Below are 19853 nucleotides of genomic sequence, written 5' to 3' on the forward strand. Positions count from 1 at the left end.
CAACCATCATGGTCGATCATAAGGCCGGGCGAGAGGAATTTTTTGCCCGTTTTTTTGTGGAGAGCAGCTACCCAATTGAGCGGGTGAGTGAGGTGATCGCAGGTGAGCAGTCGAGCGGCACCTTCATTTCTCTTCCAGGTGAATCGGCAGAGCTCAAAGAGCGCTCCCGCGCGCGTGTTGTATCCATCGAGCCCCTTCCAGAAACTACAGGTGCATCGCTTTATAGCGAATTTTTGTCCAGGCATAACCCTTCTGATAAGTGTTACCGTGGAGAAGTTACCATCGCTTTTCCAACGGCCAACATCGGGAATAACATACCCGCCTTGTTGACTACCATTGCCGGTAATCTATTTGAAATCGGCGAAGTAAGCGGTCTCAGAGTTCTCGACTTGGAACTCCCTGAGCGATTTGCAGCTGGGTTCCAAGGGCCACGATTTGGTATAGAGGGCACGAGGGCGTTATGTGGTGTGCATGACCGTCCCATTATCGGCACCATTATCAAACCTAGCATTGGGTTAACCCCAGAGCAAACTGCATCTGTGGCCGATGAACTCTGCGCAGGTGGCATCGATTTCCTCAAAGACGATGAGTTGCTCATCGATCCTACTTATGCCTCGTTTGACGCACGCTTGAAGGCTGTGATGCCGATCCTTCATAAGCATGCCGACCGGCTGGGTCGCATGCCAATGTACGCGATCAACATCTCAGGCAGCATCGACGAAATGTTACGCCGGCAAGATGCTGTGTTGGAGGCGGGCGGCACATGCGTGATGCTTTGCCTGAACTGGGTCGGTCATTCTGCGGTCGAGCACATCCGCAAGCATGCACAGCTCCCGATCCATGGTCATCGTGCCGGCTGGGGTGCATTAACCCGCTACCCTCAACTTGGCTTATCGTTTGAGGTCTATCAGAAGATTTGGCGACTGGCCGGAATTGATCATCTCCATGTCAATGGGATTCAAAGCAAATTCTGGGAGCCGGACGATTCTGTCATTTCATCTGCTAAAAGCTGCCTGGTGCCGTTCGCTGGCATGCAACCCTTGATGCCGGTGTTTTCCTCCGGTCAATGGGCAGCACAGGCGCCAGTGCTGTTCAACAAGCTGAAGTCAGTCGATCTCATGCACCTCGCTGGTGGCGGCATCATCGGCCATCCGTTGGGTATTGAGGCAGGTGTGCAAAGCATGCGTGAAGGCTGGGAGGCCGCCGTCCAAAACGTACCGTTGGAGCACTATGCAGAGGGTAAGCCTGCTTTATCCGCCGCCTTGCAAAAATTCGGAGGCGCGTAACTCATGGGCTCCTACCAAGCTTCCAATCTTTCCCTGGTATTTTATGGAGATGATTTCACTGGTTCGACCGATGCGTTGGAGGTTCTCACGGCAGCTGGGCTCAAGTGCGCATTGTTCTTGACTCCACCTACCCCGGAACTGCTGGCCGAAATGGGTGGATTCGATGCTATCGGAATCGCCGGAGACAGCCGTGCGTTGTCCAACTCGGAGATGGATGATGTGCTGCCTGAGATTTTCCAGGCGATCAAGCGTCTGTCTCCATCGCTCGTTCACTACAAGGTCTGCTCCACATTCGACAGCGCGTCGACTGTAGGCAGCATCGGTCATGTTATTGAGCTGGCTGCACGTACCTTCGGGACAAAAGGCATCCCGATCATCGCGGGGAATCCGGCACTGGGTCGTTACTGTGTCTTCGGTAACCTGTACGCGCTGTCTAAAACTGATCATACGGTTCATAGGATCGACCGCCATCCGATTATGCGTGCTCACCCGATCACGCCGATGCATGAGGCCGACCTGAGTATCCATATAGGTCAACAAAAAAACTTGTCGATCAGCAAGATCGATATTCGTCAGATGGAGCAAAACTCCGACCTTCCCAACTTGGTGCGAGAGCTGGCTGGCCAGCACGATGCCGTATTGTTTGATGGCACAACTGAAGCGCACATGACGACTGCTGGCCGAGTGCTAACTGAGCTGTCATCGAGCGATGCGCCTTTGTTTGTGGTCGGCTCTTCGGGTGTCGAATACGGGCTGACACAGCACTGGCGTTCAGCCGGCCTGATGGAGACGCGCGAAGCGAAGGTGGAGCCATTGAAGTCGGTGGAGCAGGTGCTGGTTATTTCTGGTAGCGCCTCACCCTTGAGCCAAGCGCAGATCGACGCCGCGATTGATTATGGATTCGTCGAACTTGAAGTTGATGCTGCTGCGTTGATTGTTGACGCTCGCCGAAGTGCAGCGGTACGTGACGTAGTCACTGCTGCAGTATCGCACCTTGAAAAAGGGCGATCAGTGTTGATCCATACGGCCAAGGGCCCGAATGATCCGCGAATTGAGCAGATGATTAAGGCAATGCTTCTCGAAGGCTTGCTTCGTGATGACGCGAGAGTTCAAGGCGGCAAAAAACTCGCTGTAGAGCTCGGGCGCGTTGTGCTTGAGATTCTTAAAGCATTTCCGTTGAAGAGACTGGTTGTATCAGGAGGAGATACCTCTAGCCAGGTTACTAAGATCCTTGCCCCTGATGCTCTGGTCATCAAGTCTGACATTTCGCCTGGAGCTCCGTTGTGTCAGATGCGTTCTCAAAAGCCGTATCTCGCAGAGTTGGAGGTTGCCCTGAAGGGCGGTCAGATGGGAGATCGAGATTACTTCATTAAAACTTTGAGAGGCTCTTAGTAATTTATCTGAATGCTCACACCAACAAGAAAATACTTGCATATTTACAATAACAAAAGGTGAAATCATGCAAACCACTATATCGAGTCCTGTCGAACAAGATCTTGAATATTTGGACGATGGCGAGAAAAAGTCCATGAAGAGCGTAGTTGCCGGAAGTCTCTTCGGGACAGCGCTGGAAACTTACGATCTGTATCTCTATGGGACTGCCGCCGCACTGATCTTCGGCCCGCTGTTTTTCCCCGGTAGCGATGAGGCTGTTTCTCGTCTTGCATCGCTTGCGTCTTTTGCCATTTCATTTGTGGCTCGTCCACTAGGGTCGCTAGTACTAGGACATTTCGGAGATCGTATTGGCCGCAAGAAACTACTCTATCTCACCCTTATTATCATGGGGTTGAGCACTGTTGGTATCGGCCTTCTGCCAACTTATGCGAGTATCGGTATCTGGGCGCCAATCATGCTATGCGTACTGCGCTTCATCCAAGGCTTTGCCTTTGCTGGTGAGTATAGCGGGGCAGTATTAATGCTTTTGGAGCACGCACCTAAGCGGAGACGAGGGTTTTATGCTGCTATCAACAACATCGGCCCAGTGTTTGGTTTCATCGCCTCCGCAGGCATGCTGCTGATTGTTAGCGCGTTGTTGTCCAAAGAAGACTTCTACTCTTGGGGATGGCGCATTCCATTCGTCGCAAGTATCGTCTTATTGGCTGTCGGGGTCTTCGTGCGTTCGAAAGTGCCCGAATCGCCCGTGTTCGAGAAAACCGCTAAGAAGCGAGCAGTAACCTCGGAACCATCGCAGTCGCCTGCCATGCGGTTGTTCACCCGATATCCAAAGCAATTGCTGTTGGTTGCAGGTGCGAACATCTGCCATTTCTCCACCTTCTACCTCTTCACAGTTTTCGCACTCAGCTACGGTCAACGGGAGCTTGGATTGTCCAATGCTTTCGTGTTGTCGGTCGCGATGGTTGCTATTTGTACCCACCTGGTGGTGGTGCCATTTGCCGGTGCCATGGCTGATCGAATCGGTCGACGCACGATGATGCTCATCGGTTTTGCCGTGACCGCCCTCGCTGCGTTTCCATTCTGGCACCTATTCTCCACCGGCGAGTTTTGGCCGATGGTCGCAGGCTCCTGCCTATTCATGACTGGCTATGGCTTGGTCTACGGCGCTGTGCCGTCCTTCACTGGCGAGGCGTTTGGGCCAAGCGCCCGGTTCACCGGCTTTGCAATGTCCACCAACCTCGGTGGAATCATTGGCGGCGGCACTGCGCCAATCCTAGGAGCATTCCTGCTTAGCCACTATGGTACGCCCTACGCTATTTCCGTACTCACCATAGCGCTTGCAGCGTTCTCAGCACTTTGCGTTTTCCTGTCCGCTGAAACCAGGGACGTGGATATCGTGGACGAATGACAAGCATGTGTACGGCATGCCCGGCTGCGGCGTGTCGTACGTCCTCTGAAGTGTATTGAGCGGCTGTGCTGTTCCATCTCCAGCAAATAGCTCTCGAACTTTATTTATAAAGGGACGCTGAGAATTTGCCTCAGCCCCACTGGAAGGAACTTCGTATGACCATCCGCAGAACCAAGATCGTTGCAACCCTCGGGCCGGCTAGTAGTTCCCCACAAGTGATTGAACAGTTGATACTCGCAGGTCTGGATGTTGCGCGATTGAACTTCTCTCACGGTACTCCCGCCGAGCATATCGCGCGGGCCCGTATGATTCGTGAAATCGCTGCACAGCATGGTAGGCACGTTGCTTTGCTAGGCGATTTGCAAGGGCCAAAAATCCGCATCGCCAAGTTCACCAACAAGTGTGTTGAGTTAAAGGTCGGAGATAAGTTTTCATTTTCTATCACTCACCCACTGACCGAGGGTAATGAAACGGTTGTGGGCATCGACTATCCAGACCTGGTGCAGGATTGCGGGGTAGGTGACGAACTGCTGCTCGACGACGGCCGAGTGGTAATGCGGGTTGAATCCACAACTGCTGATGCCCTGCACTGCGCGGTGACAGTGGGTGGGCCTCTATCGGATAACAAAGGTATCAATCGCAAAGGTGGGGGGCTGACGGCTCCGGCTTTGACTGAGAAAGACAAGGCGGATATCAAGCTGGCTGCAGAGATGGATCTGGATTATCTAGCAGTGTCCTTTCCAAGAGACGCGAGTGATATGGATTACGCCCGCAAGCTGCGTGACGAATCGGGCGGTAGTGCCTGGTTGGTTGCAAAAATTGAGCGCGCCGAGGCTGTTGCTGACGACGAGACGCTTGATGGTCTGATTGCAGCGAGCGACGCAGTGATGGTCGCCAGGGGGGATCTAGGCGTCGAAATCGGTGATGCCGAGCTGATCGGCATCCAGAAAAAGATCATTCTTCACGCTCGTCGCAATAACAAAGCGGTAATCGTTGCGACGCAGATGATGGAGTCGATGATATCCAGCCCGATGCCAACGCGTGCCGAAGTATCTGACGTAGCGAACGCGGTGCTGGACAACACCGACGCGGTGATGCTGTCCGCTGAGAGCGCGGCCGGCGCTTATCCGATCGAAGCCGTACGTGCCATGGCGCGAATTTGCTGTGGCGCCGAAAAGCATCCAACCAATCTGAAGTCCGGCCACCGCCTGCATACCAGTTTTGATCGCTGCGATGAGAGCATCGCCCTTGCCGCGCTGTACACCGCTAATCACTTTCCAGGCGTTAAGGCGATCATCTCTCTGACAGAAAGTGGCTACACGCCATTGATCATGTCCCGCCTACGCTCGCATGTGCCGATCTATGCCATGTCGCCGCATCGGGCTACACAGGCCCGCACATCTATGTTTCGTGGCGTTTACCCGATAGCGTTCGATCCACTTTCGCTCCCCCTGGAAAGCGTGAGCGAGGCAGCAATCAATCAGCTGCTCCGGCGTGGTCTTGTTGCTCCCGGCGACTGGGTGATTCTCACGAAGGGCGACAGTTACAGCGTCGCGGGCGGCACCAATGGTCTGAAGATTCTTCAGATTCCTACTTCCGTGAGCTATTCGAGCGCCCCCTAACATCTCTCCTCAAAACAGTATCGCCATAAACGATCCAGGTGCTTTGGATGCCTCTTTGGTTAGTGCTTCGGTAGATCTCCATGGACTCCGTGAAGTTCGAAAGAGAGGACAATCAGTTAAAAGTGCTTGGATAGTCTGTTTGTATCGTGATTTGGCAGCCCGATCCTACTGACGTAAGGGCGCATCGCCGATGGACTCTGCCACAACGCCTACGGTCAATATGGATAAGAGGTATTTGATTCCTTGGCAGTCAGGCCACGCGCCACAACCTTCGTGCTCGCTCTGGAGACGATCATGAACACAACACATTTTTTCCCGTTAAAACATGATCGTCATCATCCCCCTCTAGCGAGCGAAAGCCCGCAGGACGCCGCTCGGGCGGATTGGCTCTACAACGCAGCGGAAGAACTTCTGCGCGGCAACAGCGTGATCATTCCAACGTCGCATGCGTCCTCAACAAGGCGTGACTGCTGAGGAATTTGCCTTGGCAGATTCGCTGGCTGACATTCGCCAGCGACGACTTCGCTTTGCCTGAAAATGGAGTGCCCCCATGTTAATCGCCAATCCCAACGCAAGACGTGAACCCTATCCTGATGATCTGCTGGGCATCATGAGCATGCACAAAGCCGCTGAAAGTCGCGCCTGGCTTGCCCATTGGCGGCACCTGAATCACCAGGGCACGCCTTTGTATTCGCTACCCAGCCTGGACGCGCAACTGGGCGTCGGGCACGTTTGGGTGAAGGATGAGTCCGCGCGTTCTGTGCTCGGCAGTTTCAAGGCTCTTGGCGCACCGATTGCGCTGGTCCGTTTGATCCTTCGGACATTTCCAGCGCGAGGCTATGACGCGGCAGGTCTGCTTGCAGGCAAGTACGCGACGTCACTGGCCGACTTCACCGTCATCAGTGCTACCGACGGCAACCATGGCCGTGCGCTGGCCGCAGCCGCGCAAAGCATCGGCTGCCGATGCATGATCGTGCTGCATGCCAAGGTCAGTACCGAGCGCGAAGAGGGCATTGCGGCTTTTGGCGCAGAGATCTTCCGTATCAGCGGCAACTACGATGAGTCGGTCGAGCACGCAGCAGCCCTGGCTGCGAGCAATCAATGGCGGGTTGTTTCTGACACTTCCTATGATGGCTACGAAGAGATCCCGCGGGACGTCATGCAGGGTTACGGCACCATGGCCGCAGAAATCATTGAGGCGTCGACTGGATGGCATGGCAGCGGGTGTGCATTCACCCATATTTTTCTGCAAGGCGGGGTCGGCGGACTGGCGGCGGGGATCGCCAGTTATTTCTGGGAGCAGTATGGCGAGCAACGACCTGTGTTGATTGTCGTGGAGCCCGAGCAAGCCGATTGCCTGTACCAAAGCGCCCTCAGCGGTAAAGCCGCAAAGGCAACGGGCTCGGTAGACTCGCTGATGGCCGGGTTGGCCTGTGGTGAAACCTCGCCACTGGCGTGGAAGTTTCTTCGTTCCAGCGTCGATTTTTTCATGACTGTCCAGGATCAGGATGCCGTGGACGCCATGCGTAAGCTCGCTACCGGTAGCCCACAAGATATCCCGGTGGTCGCTGGAGAATCCGCCGTTGCCGGGCTAGCCGGGCTTACGCAGATCATGTCGACGCCAGGCCTCGCCTCAAAAACCGGTATCAATCGGCAATCGAAAGTCCTGTTGATCAGCACCGAAGGGGCGACCGCACCCAATGTGTACGCTGAGCTGGTCGGTGAGACAGCGACATCGGTTTTAGCCCGTCAAAAAGAATGGTTGGCGGCCGTTTGACCGGATAACCGGGCGGCCCGCTCGCAGTCTGTCTCGACCTCTTTCGGCCACGGATCAGGCCCTCTTTGCGCTCTCTTTTTTTTGCCTCACTACTTGGCACTTACGTTCTTTCTGAAATCTCTTGGTGCATTTTTTTGAGCATTAATAGTGCGTTCGATATTTATCGAGACACCGGGTGAGATGCTTTGTATTACAAGGGCAATAAAAATAATGAGTAGAAATTTCCCGCTTATAGGGCAAAAAACGCCCCGGAGTTGCTAATCGCACCATTTTTGCCCGCTCCAGAGTTGTGCAAGTTACAAGTGGGAAAAACGTTTCAGCGATCGCATCTGTTTCTGTCTCAAAAATGCAATGAAATGTCTCTTTGGTGTCTTTGCGGAGGGGTTTTTCGTTTTTTATCAGCAGTAACAATACTTGGGCACAGCCCTTGCAAAAGTACTTTCCAACCACCGCAAGTGTGGTTTTCAACGAAAAAAGATAATGGGGAACGTTATAAATGGGGCGCCAGAAATCAAACCGCAGAGGCCGAATCTCTGGCGTCGGGACGCGTCAAGAGATTGCCGGAGTCATGAGGAAGTTATTTCCGAATGTGACAGGAAGTTAACGACGCACACTGAGGTGCTCAACAGAAACAGTACTCACTAAAACAACGTAAGGCCTTATTTTATTGAAATAGCAAAGTGATAAGAAAATGCCGTCTGTATCGCGGCAAGGAGTAGGGTATGTCCCGAGCTTTTTTTAACGAAATGTATGATGCGAGTGGTGGCTGCCGCCCACATTACCAGGAGTTCGCGCGTTGGTTGGCGGACACACCTCTGGAGTTGCTGGATCAACGTCGTCGCGAAGCCGACCTGTTGTTCCACCGAGCCGGCATCACCTTCACCTTATACGGGGACGAGCAGGGCACAGAGCGGTTGATTCCGTTCGACATCATTCCACGCAGCATCACCGCCCGCGAATGGCAAACGGTGGAGCGTGGCTGCATTCAACGGGTCCAGGCATTGAACATGTTCCTGGCCGACATCTACCACGGGCAACGCATTCTCAAGGAGGGCATTATTCCGGCCGAACAGGTGTTGGCCAACGAGGGTTATCAGGTCGCCATGCAGGGCCTGAATCTGCACCGCGGCATCTATGCCCACATCTCCGGGGTCGATCTGGTCCGCGACGGGGATGGCAGTTACTACGTACTGGAAGACAACTTGCGCACCCCCAGCGGTGTGAGCTACATGCTCGAAGACCGCAAGATGATGATGCGCTTGTTCCCCGAACTCTTCGCCGCCCAGCGTGTGGCACCCATCGATCACTACCCCAATCTGCTGCTGGACACCCTCAAGAGCTCCAGCCCCCTGGACAACCCGACGGCCGTGGTATTGACCCCGGGTCGCTTCAACAGCGCTTACTTCGAACACGCATTCCTGGCCCGTGAAATGGGCGTGGAACTGGTCGAAGGCGCCGACCTGTTTGTCCGCGACGATCATGTCTACATGCGCACCACCGCCGGCCCGAAACAGGTGGATGTGATCTATCGCCGCCTCGACGATGCGTTCCTTGATCCGCTGTCGTTCAACCCCGACTCCATGCTGGGTGTCCCGGGGCTGGTGGCGGCCTATCGCTCGGGGAACGTGGTCCTGGCCAACGCCATCGGCACCGGTGTGGCCGACGACAAGTCGATCTACCCCTATGTCGACGACATGATCCGCTTCTACCTCAGCGAGGAACCGATCCTCAAGAACGTGCCGACCTGGCAATGTCGCAAACCCGAAGAGCTGTCCCACGTGCTGGCCCATCTTCCCGAGTTGGTGGTCAAGGAAACCCAGGGTTCCGGCGGCTACGGCATGCTGGTTGGGCCCGCGGCCACGGCGGCGGAAATCGAGGACTTCCGCGCGCGCCTCAAGGCACGCCCCGAAGCCTATATCGCCCAACCCACCCTGTGCCTGTCGACGTGCCCGACCTTTGTCGAAAACGGCATCGCTCCACGCCACATTGATCTGCGCCCGTTTGTATTGTCGGGCAGCGAAACCCGTCTGGTGCCCGGTGGCCTGACCCGCGTCGCATTGCGCGAAGGTTCGCTGGTGGTGAACTCGTCTCAGGGCGGTGGCACCAAAGACACTTGGGTAGTGGAGGACTAAGACATGCTTTCAAGAACCGCTTCGGACCTCTACTGGATGTCCCGTTACCTGGAGCGCGCCGAAAACCTGGCGCGCATGCTCGAAGTCAGTTACTCGCTGTCGCTGATGCCCCACGCCGGGCGCACCGATGGCCGCGCCGAGCTGGCGATGTCGCTATTGGCCGCCGGCACGCTGGACGACTACAACGAACGCTACGGCGAACTCAACACCGAGCGCATGCTGCACTTTTTCGCGCTGGATGAAACCAACCCCGGCAGTATCTATTGCTGCCTGCAGGCCGCTCGGGCCAATGCTCACGCGGTGCGTGGACGCATCACCGCCGACATGTGGGAGAACATCAACGCCACCTGGCTGGAGATGCGCAATATCGCCAGCAATGGCCTGGGTCGCTACGGCATCAGCCATTTCTGCGAGTGGGTCAAGGAGCGCTCGCATCTGTTCCGTGGGGCGACCTCGGGCACCATCATGCGCAACGATGCCTACTGCTTTATCCGCCTGGGCACTTTCCTTGAACGGGCCGATAACACTCTGCGTCTGCTGGATGCGCGCTACGAAATGTTTGGCGAAGAGTCGGAGGAGGTGAGTGACAACTCTGCGCGAGGCTACTACCAATGGAGCGCCTTGCTGCGCGCCTTGTCATCCTTCGAGGCGTTCAACGAGATCTACCGCAATGCGCCCGGCGCCGAGCAGGTTTCCGAGATGCTGCTGTTGCGTGGCGATGTGCCGCGTTCGCTGCACGCTTGTATCGAGGAACTGGACCAGATCCTCGCCAGCCTGCCGGGCAACAACGGCCGACCGGCCCAGCGCCTGGCCGCCGAACTGAATGCGCGGCTGCGTTATACCGGGATCGACGAGATTCTCGGCTTCGGTCTGCACCTGTGGCTGACTGACTTCATCTCCCAGGTTCGCCATCTTGGTCAGACCGTGCACGAGTCTTATCTGGAGGTCGTATGAAACTGTCCATACGCCACGACACCACCTACAGCTATGCCGACGAAGTCTGCACCAGCATCCAGTTCCTGCGGCTGACACCGCAGAACAGCGATCGCCAGCGCATCCTCGAATGGCACCTGGAATTGCCGCGCCTGGTCCGCAGCCAGTTCGATCCTTACGGCAACATCCTGCATGTGTTGACGATGGACGAGCCCCACGGAGCTCTGGTGCTGACGGCTTATGGTCAGGTGGAAATCGATCCGGGCCGTGAGTTTGAACGCGACAGCCAATCGCCTTTGCCATTTTTGCGCACCAGTCACCTGACAAAATTGGACGATGCCCTGAATGCCTTTACCGTGCAGCACTGCGGTACGCGGCGTGATCGGACGGCGCTGATCGACCTGATGAATGGCCTGGCCGACCACATGGTCTACAACCCGGGTGCGACCACGGTCGATACCACCGCAGCCGAGGCGTTTGCGGGCGGAGGAGGGGTGTGCCAGGACCACACCCACGCTTTCCTGGCCTGCGCCCGCAGCCTGGGAATTCCCGCACGTTATGTCTCTGGCTACCTGTGTACCGAAGATGAAAATCACTTGGCCAGTCATGCCTGGGCCGAAGCGTGGCTCGACGATGGCTGGTACAGCTTCGACGTGACGAATCGGTTGGCCCGGCCCGAACGCCATCTGAAACTGGCGGTGGGTCTGGACTACCTGGACGCCTGTCCGGTACGCGGTATGCGTCGTGGCGGCGGGGCTGAGTCGATGCTGGCTCGGGTACAGGTAACGTCCCTGTTTCAGGTTCAACACCAATAACCCCGAGTCAGTCGCAGCAACTGGCCATACCGTCGTGGAGACGGTATGGCCTCTCATCTCTAATTCACGAGTTAACACGAATGACTTATTGCGTCGCTATGCACCTGGCCGACGGGCTGGTGTTCATCTCCGATTCAAGGACCAATGCCGGTATCGACCAGATTTCAACCTTCCGTAAGTTGTTTATTTTCAGCACGCCAGGAGAGCGGCTGATCGTGCTGCAAACCGCGGGCAACCTGGCCACGTCGCAATCGGTGGTCAACCTGCTTAAGCAACGTGCGAGCGGGTCGGGTACCCATCTGTTGAATGTCCGCACGCTCTATGACGCCACCGTGCTGGTGGCCGAAACCGTTCGCGAAGTCGTCGCCCGGGATCGTACCAGGTTGGCGGGCAAGACCGACTTGAGTTGTTCCTTTCTGGTCGGTGGGCAAATCGCGGACGGGCCCATGGACGTGTACAGCATTTACCCGCAAGGCAACTTCATTCAAGCGACGGAGGACACGCCGTTCCTGCAATTGGGTGAAAGCAAATACGGCAGGCCGATCCTGGATCGCAACCTGAAGTTTCGCACCTCACTCGACGAAGGCCTGCGCTGCGGGCTGATCTCGTTCGACTCGACCATGCACAGCAACCTGTCGGTAGGCATGCCGCTGGACCTGCTGGTGTACCGCAAAGACAGTTTTACCCGCGCGAAAAGTTACCGCATCACGGCCGACGACCCTTACTTCAATCGTATCCGTGCGCAGTGGGCTGTCGGACTGCAAGACATGCTCGCTGCTCTGCCGGAGCCTCCCGACGTGTACATGATGCCTGCATGACGTAGTCGGCTGATAACAAAAATAACGATTCACCTCTTGTTCAAGCACCGCCCCGATTCAAGGGCGGTTTGCTTGCTGCCCGGTTCAGCGCACTTGAGCGGATAAAAGTCGTTCAGTGCATGGATCAACCTATTGCGAATGAATCGCTGCCATTGAGGCAATTGGAACTGGGTTAAACCCATGGAGGTGTTTTATGAAGAGCAAATTACCGGCTGCGGCATGGATTCTGATCGCCATGACCCTGGGGATCCTTATCGGTTACATGGTGTTCATCAACTTTCCGGACAAGGAGTCGGCGACCAAAGTAGCGGGGTACATCTCCATTGTCTCGGATGTCTTTTTGCGTCTGATCAAAATGCTGATCGGGCCGCTGGTGTTCTCGACGCTGGTGGTCGGTATCGCGCATATGGGCGATGCCGCGTCGGTCGGGCGCGTATTTGCCAAGGCTCTGGGTTGGTTCGTGACGGCTTCGTTGGTGTCTCTGGTGCTGGGACTGGTCATGGCCAATCTGCTACAACCTGGCCACAACCTCGGCCTTCCACTGCCCGATATCGGTGCCCACACTAACCTTGCGACGTCAGCCTTCACCCTGAAGGATTTCGTCGTCCACCTGGTACCCAAATCCTTCGCCGAGGCGATGGCCAACAACGAAATCCTGCAGATCGTGGTGTTCTCCATGTTCTTCGGCGTCGCGCTGGCGGCGCTGGGCAAAAAGGCCGAGCGTCTGGTGGGTCTGATCGAAGAGTTGTCCCACGCGATGCTGAAAATCACCGGTTACGTGATGAAGTTGGCACCCATCGCAGTGATGGCCGCCATGGCCGCGACCGTGTCGGTGAACGGGTTGGCAATCCTGTTGAAATTCGCCGTCTTCATGGGCGATTTTTACCTGGGGCTGTTCTTGCTGTGGGGGCTGCTGGTGCTGGCTGGCCTGCTGTTTCTCGGACCGCGGGTGTTCAAGCTCGTGGTGTTGATCAAGGAAGCCTTCCTGCTGTCTTTTGCCACGGCGAGCTCCGAATCGGCGTATCCGAAAATTCTCGAGGCCCTCGATCGCTTTGGTGTAAAGCGCAAGATCTCCAGTTTTGTCATGCCGATGGGGTACTCGTTCAACCTCGACGGCTCGATGATGTATTGCACGTTCGCAGTGCTGTTTATCGCCCAGGCTTACGGCATCGAGTTGTCCATCGGTACCCAGATCACCATGTTGCTGATTCTGATGCTGACCTCCAAGGGCATGGCCGGTGTACCGCGGGCGTCCCTGGTGGTGATTGCCGCGACGCTGAACCAGTTCAATATTCCCGAGGCAGGGCTGTTACTGATTCTGGGGGTCGATACGTTCCTCGATATGGGGCGCTCGGCAACCAATGCGGTGGGCAACTCCATTGCCACTGCCGTGGTCGCCAAATGGGAAGGCGAACTGATGAGCGAAGAAGAGGCCCAGGCTCACGCCAGAACGCTGGATCTTGAGGACGCGGTGGTATCGGCGGTCCCGGTAAAGGCCTGAAACGCGGGCGTGCAGCCTAATAGAATAATACCCCTGCGTTTCTGATCTGCTTTTGGTGCCAGCCCCGCGGGACATCAGCTCATTGCGCGGGGCTATCGGTCATTGCCATCCGGTTGATTGAAAGGACACCAACAAACACAACTATGACCTACGCTTATTCCCAGACGCATGTTCAACCAACAGGGGCTCCCCCCTGATCGAAAACAACAAGAACAGCTATCCGGAGACGACTCATGTTTGCATTGGCCCGTCGATTCAGCAGCAACCTCGCCGTTTTAGTTACCGCCGCCGCGCTCGCCTCACCGGTTTTGGCGCTGGATACCGTCAAGTTCATGGCCCCAGGTTCAGTCGGTGGTGGTTATGACCAGACTGCACGGGTCCTGGGCAAAGCCATGGTCGAGGCGAAAACGGCAAAGTCCACAACCTTCGAGAACAAGGGTGGCGCTGGTGGGACCCTGGGGTTGGCGCAATTTGCCAATGGCACCAAGGGCGACGCCAATGCCCTGATTGTGGTCGGCGCGATCATGGTCGCGGCCATCGAGCAGAACAAACCGCAAATCACCTTGAAAGATGTGACACCGATCGCCCGGCTGTTTACCGAATACAACGTGATTGCCGTGCGTGACGACTCCCCGTACAAAACCCTGGCCGACTTGCTCAAAGACTTCAAAGCCAACCCGTCCGACATCAAATGGGGCGGTGGCTCCAAAGGGTCGATCGACCACATTGGCATCGCCGAACTGGCGAGCAAAATGGACGTCCCCGTCAACAAGGTGAACTACGTGGCCTTCGCAGGGGGCGGCGAAGTCGTCGCTGCGGTGCTGGGTGGACATATCACGGTGATCACCGGCGGCTACGCCGAGCTTGCCAAATACGTCCAGTCCAAACAGTTCCGCTTACTCGCGATCGGCGCGCCAAACCGCGTTGAAGGCATCGATGCGCCGACGCTCAAAGAAAGTGGCTATGACGTGACAATCGGCAATTGGCGGGGCGTTTACGGCGCCGCGGGCCTGACGCCTGAACAGCGCAAAGAACTGACCGAAGCCGTCCTGACCGCCACCAAAAGCAACGTCTGGCAAGAAAACGTAAAAACCAATGCGTGGTCGCCGAGCATTTTGACCGGGGATGATTTCGGTAAATTCGTCGAAGAAGAGCATGGGCGCCTGCGCGCGATGCTGGTCAAGGTCGGGCTGCTTTGAGATGGCCGGGCGCTGGAGAGTCATGCCGGCCCAACTGGCGATTGGTTTAGGTGTCGTCGCCATCAGCGCGGTATTGGCGATCGGCGCCTCGCGGTTTCCTCCCGAGATGGGCTTCGTCATCATGGCGGCGTACGTCTATCCCTACGCCGTCGCGGCGTTTCTCGGCGTCGTCGGTCTGTTGATGTGCTATCAGGCGCTCACCGGTGGTTTTCGCAACCTTGGCGACGACCACGAAACCACCCAGGCTCAGCCCGGCGGCAAGCTCGGCGCGACCTGGGTCACGGCGGGGCTTGTGGGCGTTGCCTTGCTCATTACCTACATCGGCTTCGTATTGGCCGCCTCATTGCTGTTTGCCTGTTCGGCACGGGGCTTTGGCAGTCGCAGCCCGGTGCGGGACCTGGCCATAGGCATCGCCCTGACGCTGCCGATTTACTGGCTTTTCACCGCCGGGCTAGGGGTTTCCCTTCCGCCCCTGGTCAACGCCTGGATCTGATCCGGGCCGAAGGAGGTCGACAAGGTGGACATTCTCGCTAGTCTGGCAAGCGGCTTCGGGGCCGCGCTGGCACCGATCAATCTGATGTGGGGCTTTATCGGCTGCCTGCTGGGCACCGCGATCGGTGTTTTGCCGGGGATCGGACCGGCGCTGACAGTCGCCTTACTGCTGCCGATCACCGCCAAGGTCGATCCTACCGGCGCGCTGATCATGTTCGCCGGCATCTATTACGGTGCTCAGTTTGGCGGCTCTACTACCTCGATTCTGCTCAACACGCCGGGGGAGTCGTCTTCCATGGTCACGGCCCTGGAAGGCAACCTCATGGCCCGTAACGGACGGGCCGGGCCGGCGCTGGCGACGGCCGCTATCGGTTCATTCGTGGCCGGCACCATCGCGACGATTTTGTTGACGTTGTTCGCTCCACTCGTGGCCACGCTGGCACTGAAATTCGGGCCGGCGGAGTATTTCGCGATACTGGTGCTGGCCTTCACCACGGTGTCGGCGGTGCTCGGTGCGTCGATGCTGCGCGGCTTTGCCTCATTGGGCATCGGGCTGACCATCGGCTTGATCGGCCTGGACTCGACCTCAGGCATTGCCCGCTACACCATGGAGGTGCCCGAGCTGGTCGATGGCATCGAAGTGGTGCTGGTGGCGGTCGGCTTGTTTGCCGTCGGTGAGGCCTTGTACAGCGTGCTCTACCAAAAGGAAGAGACGGGCAGCCGACATCGCCTGACCTCGTTGTGGATGACCCGCGCCGACTGGAAACGCTCGATCCCCGCGTGGCTGCGGGGCACCCTGATCGGTTTTCCCTTCGGGTCGATTCCGGCCGGTGGCGCGGAAATTCCGACGTTCCTGTCTTATTCGACCGAACGCAAACTCAGCAAATACCCGAAAGAGTTCGCGGCCAGCAAAGGCGAGGGCGCCATCGAAGGTGTCGCCGGCCCCGAGGCGGCCAACAACGCGAGCGCCACCGGTTCTCTGGTGCCATTGCTGACGCTGGGCATCCCGACCTCCGCCACGGCGGCGATTCTGTTGGCTGCGTTCCAGAACTACAACCTGCAACCGGGGCCGCTGCTGTTCCAGACCTCGGGTGAGTTGGTCTGGACGCTGGTGGCTTCGCTGTATATAGGCAACGCCATCCTGCTGGTGCTGAACCTGCCGTTGGTGGGCCTGTGGGTCAAACTCTTGCAGATTCCACGGCCGTACCTGAACGCCGGCATTCTGGTATTCGCCACCATCGGCGTATACGGCATGCGCCACTCGACGTTCGACCTGTTTCTGATGCTGGGCATCGGCTGGGCAGGGGTGTTGATGCGCCGTTTCGATTTCCCCGTCGCCCCGGTGATCGTCGGCATGCTGCTGGGCCCGATGGCGGAAAAACAACTGCGCAACGCCTTGTCTATCAGCCAGGGCGACTGGATGGTATTTGTGACGCAACCCATCGCGGCCTCGCTTCTGGTGCTCACGCTGTTGGTGTTGCTGGTTCCGTACGTGCTGCATAAACGCGGCATCAAATTGCATGAGGATGATTGAGGGCTTCGCGAGCCGGTTTGATGATGCTTTGCCCTAGGAGCATGGCTCAAGAATCCCCACGTAGATCGTTCCCATGCTCCGCGTGGGAATGCCTCAACGGACGCTCCGCGTTCGGCTCCGGAAGGGACGCGGAGCGTCCCGGGCTGCATTCCCACGCAGAGCGTGGGAACGATCATCGACATCCTCAATTTCAGAAGCGGAACGCTTGTCGTCCTACCAGTAGCCATTTGCCTTTCTGTTTCTGCCAGATCTGGAAGTTCTCGATTTCCGTGGGAACGATCTCTTCACCCTTGATGGCTTGGGCCGAAAAATGATGCCGGACCAACGCCACATCACCCGACAGCGTGATGGTCTGGCCCTGCATTTCGAGTGTCTTGAAAGCGCTTTTTCCGGTTTCGATGTCGGCGATGAACGCTTTCTTGTCCTGGATTTTCCCGCTGGAATGGCCATAGGTGAGGTTTTCAGCGGTGAGCGCATTCAGTTGGGGAATGTTCTTGGTCAGCATGGCTTGAGTCAGATGGTCTACCGCTACGGCGACATCCTTCTCGCCCGATGAAGGGGCCGCCAATACATAGCTGCTGAAGAGGCACAAGAAGCCGATAAGCAATTTCGTTTTTTTCATGGGTATTTTTCCTTGTTGTTATAGGGATGACAGAAGAGAGGTACGCATCTCGTCTGTCATCGTACAACTTAGCAGATTTTTATTGCGAGATGCATCCACTCAGTCAATGAAACGCAATCCTGTGGGAGCGGGCTTGCTCGCGAAGACGGCAGCACATTCAACATTGATGTCGCCTAACACATCGCTTTCGCGAGCTAGCCCGCTCCCACAGGTTCTGCGGTGCATTTTTTATCACTTCATCATCTGCTTGGAACTCCCCGCCAGACACCCTCGTCATCTGCAATGAAGCACCACCGCGGGCACACCGCGGCCACTTCCTGACGTGTTCATTACGAAGGCGAGGGATGACATGACTATTCCAGACAGCAGAACCGGACAACCGGATACCCCTCGGGATCCCCCAGGCTCCGAACAAAATTTTCAGCATTTAAAAGAGGAGGTTACCGAAGCGATAGGCGGTGCGCGGCATCAGGCCGATGAGCAGTTCGGCCAATACCGCGATACCGCAGCGGATCAGATTGAAGCATTGGCCAGAGGCGCCCAGTCAGTCGTTTCCGAGATCAGGACGAACGATACGTTCGGGATGTCCGACTACCTGGCGAACATGGCCGACAGCATGAGCAGCCTGGCGGGAAAACTGCGCAGCAAAAGTGCCGAAGAACTTTTGCACGATGGCGCTGACCTGGCGCGGGACAATCCGGGGTTATTCATTGTCGGCAGCATCGCGGTGGGGTTCGGTCTGTCGCGGTTCCTGAAAGCGGGCGCGGCGACTCTGCCGACAACCACCGACCGTGAGTTCGCCGCGCAGAGCAGCACACCCACCTTCACTGGCGATGGCTCGCAAGGACTTTATGAAACGTCGATGCCGCCCGGAGGCGAGCTGTCGCCCGGGTTGGCCTCTAGCATCACGCCGTCCTCGCCGAGCGCGCCCGACCATCGTGGCGACAGTTCCTCAATGCCAGGGTCCAGCCCCTTCTCAGGAGAACGGTGATGAACAGAAACGATCCAGAACTGCAACCCACACCACCCGTCACACCGTCTGTCACGACGGTTGATCATGACGCTTCCGTGGTCGGTTTATTGCGGCAGTTAACTCGGGAAGTACCGGCGTTATTCACCAAGGAACTGGCGTTGGCCAAGGTGGAATTGCAGGCCAGCCTGACGACGTTGAAAGCAGGGATTGCCGGTGTCGCCGGCGGCGCCATTGTGCTGCTCGCCGGGTTCATCATTGTCCTGATGGCGGTCGTCTATGCCTTGAGCCTGGTGATGGCGCCTTGGCTGGCAGCACTGATTGTCGGCGTCGTGGTGATGGTCATCGGGTTCGTGATGCTGCAGGCAGGCAAAAAACAATTCGAGCCTTCCCACTTCAAGCCTGATCGCACCCTGGGCGCGCTGAATAAAGACCAGGAAGCCCTGCGGAGGAAAGTGTCATGAAGCGAGAATTCGAAACCGAAGCGGCCAAGAGCCCGGAAACCATCGAGCGTGAAATCGATGCGCAACGGGAAAACATCGGGCATATCGTCGACGCGCTGGAAAGCAAGTTTACCCCTGGCCAGATGTTCGATCAGGCACTGCTGCTGATGCAAAGCAACGGCTCGACCTTCCTGACCAACCTGGGCACCAGTGTGCGCAACAACCCCGTGCCCGCGGTGCTGACCTCGGTCGGGTTGATGTGGTTGATGATGAGCCAGAATCGCCCGCCAACGCCGCGGGAATATCGCGTCGAGCCGGATGTCGACTGGGCCGATGACTTGGCCGAAGGGCTCGCCGATGGCATGGACAACGCCCGACAGCGTCTGCACAACACCACTGATTCGCTCAAGGACAGCTATCAGGCAGTCAAGGGTAAGGCCGCGCACCTGAGCGATAGCCTGCATGCGAAGACCGATCACCTCAGTCACGCCGTCCATGACACCAGTGATCGCCTGGCGCGCAGGACTCATGAAATGGGCGACCAGTTCAGTCACCTGCTCAAGGAGCAACCACTGATGATGGCTGCGGTCGGTATAGCGGTGGGAGCGTTGCTGGGCGCAGCGCTACCGACCACCGCGACGGAGCGTCGCTATCTGGGCAGGACCAGCGCAAGCCTCACCGGCAAGGTCAAACAGCAAGCACGGGAGGGCTATGAGGCGGTGCGCGAAAAGGTGATGGAGCCCCACGCGTCAATCACGGGAGAAACGGGCGAGATGCGCAAGACCGCGTCCGAAACCCCGGCCGATCTGTCACGTGGCTTAGGGACTTCTTGACAGGAATCAGGGCAAGGCGGGAGGTCTGATACACAGACGTCCCGTCGAGCCCGGTTTATCGGTATCGGAACCA

Annotated in this window: 18 protein-coding genes; 17 read left to right on the plus strand and 1 reads right to left on the minus strand. The window is 57.1% G+C overall.

The annotated features are described in order from the left end of the window. The first annotated feature begins 8 nt into the window (after positions 1-8). The 14 genes from ACQKPC_RS07325 (at position 9) to ACQKPC_RS07390 (ending at position 16912) form a co-directional block, all read left to right on the plus strand. A complete protein-coding gene (locus ACQKPC_RS07325; protein WP_427623885.1) occupies positions 9-1286 on the plus strand; it encodes a ribulose-bisphosphate carboxylase large subunit family protein in 1278 nt (425 codons plus the stop codon). A gap of 3 nt (positions 1287-1289) precedes the next feature. Next, entirely contained in the window at positions 1290-2678 is a 1389-nt protein-coding gene (locus tag ACQKPC_RS07330; protein ID WP_427623886.1) for a four-carbon acid sugar kinase family protein, read from the plus strand. A 67-nt stretch (positions 2679-2745) separates the two neighbouring features. Then, on the plus strand, positions 2746-4089 hold the full coding sequence (locus tag ACQKPC_RS07335) for an MFS transporter (RefSeq protein ID WP_427623888.1): 1344 nt from the start codon (positions 2746-2748) through the stop codon (positions 4087-4089). Positions 4090-4244: 155 nt separating this feature from the next. Continuing rightward, positions 4245-5711 (plus strand): pyruvate kinase, encoded by a 1467-nt coding sequence (pyk, locus tag ACQKPC_RS07340; RefSeq protein WP_427623889.1) that lies wholly within the window; start codon positions 4245-4247, stop codon positions 5709-5711. Positions 5712-6005: 294 nt separating this feature from the next. Beyond that, positions 6006-6185: a hypothetical protein gene (locus ACQKPC_RS07345; RefSeq protein ID WP_427623891.1), complete on the plus strand. Its 180-nt coding sequence runs from the start codon at positions 6006-6008 to the stop codon at positions 6183-6185. 76 nt (positions 6186-6261) lie between these two features. Next, complete coding sequence (locus ACQKPC_RS07350; protein ID WP_427623892.1) at positions 6262-7488, plus strand: diaminopropionate ammonia-lyase; 1227 nt, start codon at positions 6262-6264, stop codon at positions 7486-7488. Between the two features lie 722 nt (positions 7489-8210). After that, the gene (locus tag ACQKPC_RS07355; protein WP_007902297.1) at positions 8211-9620 is read left to right on the plus strand and encodes a circularly permuted type 2 ATP-grasp protein; all 1410 of its coding nucleotides are present in this window, start codon (positions 8211-8213) and stop codon (positions 9618-9620) included. 3 nt (positions 9621-9623) lie between these two features. Next, positions 9624-10574: an alpha-E domain-containing protein gene (locus ACQKPC_RS07360; protein ID WP_007902296.1), complete on the plus strand. Its 951-nt coding sequence runs from the start codon at positions 9624-9626 to the stop codon at positions 10572-10574. Next, positions 10571-11368, plus strand: a complete 798-nt coding sequence (locus ACQKPC_RS07365; protein WP_427623894.1) for a transglutaminase family protein — start codon at positions 10571-10573, stop codon at positions 11366-11368. Before ACQKPC_RS07360 ends, ACQKPC_RS07365 begins: the two co-directional genes overlap by 4 nt. Before the next feature lie 80 nt (positions 11369-11448). Further along, a complete protein-coding gene (locus tag ACQKPC_RS07370; RefSeq protein WP_427623895.1) occupies positions 11449-12186 on the plus strand; it encodes a peptidase in 738 nt (245 codons plus the stop codon). Between the two features lie 193 nt (positions 12187-12379). Further along, positions 12380-13687: a dicarboxylate/amino acid:cation symporter gene (locus ACQKPC_RS07375; protein ID WP_008013247.1), complete on the plus strand. Its 1308-nt coding sequence runs from the start codon at positions 12380-12382 to the stop codon at positions 13685-13687. A gap of 233 nt (positions 13688-13920) precedes the next feature. Continuing rightward, on the plus strand, positions 13921-14886 hold the full coding sequence (locus tag ACQKPC_RS07380; RefSeq protein ID WP_427623896.1) for a tripartite tricarboxylate transporter substrate binding protein: 966 nt from the start codon (positions 13921-13923) through the stop codon (positions 14884-14886). Between the two features lies 1 nt (position 14887). Next, positions 14888-15379 carry a tripartite tricarboxylate transporter TctB family protein gene (locus tag ACQKPC_RS07385; RefSeq protein WP_427623898.1) on the plus strand — a complete coding sequence of 164 codons (492 nt, stop codon included), beginning with the start codon at positions 14888-14890 and terminating at the stop codon, positions 15377-15379. 24 nt (positions 15380-15403) lie between these two features. Then, positions 15404-16912, plus strand: coding sequence for a tripartite tricarboxylate transporter permease (locus ACQKPC_RS07390; protein WP_427623899.1), 1509 nt, complete (start codon positions 15404-15406; stop codon positions 16910-16912). A gap of 190 nt (positions 16913-17102) precedes the next feature. Here the strand turns inward: ACQKPC_RS07390 and ACQKPC_RS07395 are convergent, their stop codons facing one another. Next, the gene (locus tag ACQKPC_RS07395) at positions 17103-17534 is read right to left on the minus strand and encodes a nuclear transport factor 2 family protein (RefSeq protein ID WP_427623901.1); all 432 of its coding nucleotides are present in this window, start codon (positions 17532-17534) and stop codon (positions 17103-17105) included. A gap of 349 nt (positions 17535-17883) precedes the next feature. Between ACQKPC_RS07395 and ACQKPC_RS07400 the strand changes: the two genes are divergently transcribed. The 3 genes from ACQKPC_RS07400 to ACQKPC_RS07410 are packed head-to-tail and all read left to right on the plus strand — an operon-like array spanning position 17884 to position 19780. After that, the gene (locus ACQKPC_RS07400) at positions 17884-18525 is read left to right on the plus strand and encodes a hypothetical protein (RefSeq protein ID WP_427623902.1); all 642 of its coding nucleotides are present in this window, start codon (positions 17884-17886) and stop codon (positions 18523-18525) included. Continuing rightward, positions 18525-18968, plus strand: coding sequence for a phage holin family protein (locus ACQKPC_RS07405; protein ID WP_008072202.1), 444 nt, complete (start codon positions 18525-18527; stop codon positions 18966-18968). The genes ACQKPC_RS07400 and ACQKPC_RS07405 overlap by 1 nt, the downstream gene beginning before the upstream one ends. After that, positions 18965-19780: a DUF3618 domain-containing protein gene (locus tag ACQKPC_RS07410; RefSeq protein ID WP_427623903.1), complete on the plus strand. Its 816-nt coding sequence runs from the start codon at positions 18965-18967 to the stop codon at positions 19778-19780. The genes ACQKPC_RS07405 and ACQKPC_RS07410 overlap by 4 nt, the downstream gene beginning before the upstream one ends. Positions 19781-19853 lie beyond the last annotated feature (73 nt).

Origin of the sequence: Pseudomonas sp. NPDC089918 (genome assembly GCF_050280605.1) — a bacterium.
Taxonomy (GTDB): Bacteria; Pseudomonadota; Gammaproteobacteria; order Pseudomonadales; family Pseudomonadaceae; genus Aquipseudomonas.

Excerpts from the sequence above, each read along its gene's own strand:
- ACQKPC_RS07335 (WP_427623888.1), top strand. The coding sequence starts at position 2,746 with ATGCAAACCACTATATCGAGTCCTGTCGAACAAGATCTTGAATATTTG.
- ACQKPC_RS07345 (WP_427623891.1), top strand. The coding sequence starts at position 6,006 with ATGAACACAACACATTTTTTCCCGTTAAAACATGATCGTCATCATCCC.
- ACQKPC_RS07380 (WP_427623896.1), top strand. The coding sequence starts at position 13,921 with ATGTTTGCATTGGCCCGTCGATTCAGCAGCAACCTCGCCGTTTTAGTT.
- ACQKPC_RS07395 (WP_427623901.1), bottom strand. The coding sequence starts at position 17,534 with ATGAAAAAAACGAAATTGCTTATCGGCTTCTTGTGCCTCTTCAGCAGC.
- ACQKPC_RS07410 (WP_427623903.1), top strand. The coding sequence starts at position 18,965 with ATGAAGCGAGAATTCGAAACCGAAGCGGCCAAGAGCCCGGAAACCATC.
- ACQKPC_RS07370 (WP_427623895.1), top strand. The coding sequence starts at position 11,449 with ATGACTTATTGCGTCGCTATGCACCTGGCCGACGGGCTGGTGTTCATC.
- pyk (WP_427623889.1), top strand. The coding sequence starts at position 4,245 with ATGACCATCCGCAGAACCAAGATCGTTGCAACCCTCGGGCCGGCTAGT.
- ACQKPC_RS07350 (WP_427623892.1), top strand. The coding sequence starts at position 6,262 with ATGTTAATCGCCAATCCCAACGCAAGACGTGAACCCTATCCTGATGAT.
- ACQKPC_RS07400 (WP_427623902.1), top strand. The coding sequence starts at position 17,884 with ATGACTATTCCAGACAGCAGAACCGGACAACCGGATACCCCTCGGGAT.
- ACQKPC_RS07330 (WP_427623886.1), top strand. The coding sequence starts at position 1,290 with ATGGGCTCCTACCAAGCTTCCAATCTTTCCCTGGTATTTTATGGAGAT.
- ACQKPC_RS07365 (WP_427623894.1), top strand. The coding sequence starts at position 10,571 with ATGAAACTGTCCATACGCCACGACACCACCTACAGCTATGCCGACGAA.
- ACQKPC_RS07385 (WP_427623898.1), top strand. The coding sequence starts at position 14,888 with ATGGCCGGGCGCTGGAGAGTCATGCCGGCCCAACTGGCGATTGGTTTA.
- ACQKPC_RS07360 (WP_007902296.1), top strand. The coding sequence starts at position 9,624 with ATGCTTTCAAGAACCGCTTCGGACCTCTACTGGATGTCCCGTTACCTG.
- ACQKPC_RS07325 (WP_427623885.1), top strand. The coding sequence starts at position 9 with ATGGTCGATCATAAGGCCGGGCGAGAGGAATTTTTTGCCCGTTTTTTT.
- ACQKPC_RS07355 (WP_007902297.1), top strand. The coding sequence starts at position 8,211 with ATGTCCCGAGCTTTTTTTAACGAAATGTATGATGCGAGTGGTGGCTGC.
- ACQKPC_RS07375 (WP_008013247.1), top strand. The coding sequence starts at position 12,380 with ATGAAGAGCAAATTACCGGCTGCGGCATGGATTCTGATCGCCATGACC.
- ACQKPC_RS07405 (WP_008072202.1), top strand. The coding sequence starts at position 18,525 with ATGAACAGAAACGATCCAGAACTGCAACCCACACCACCCGTCACACCG.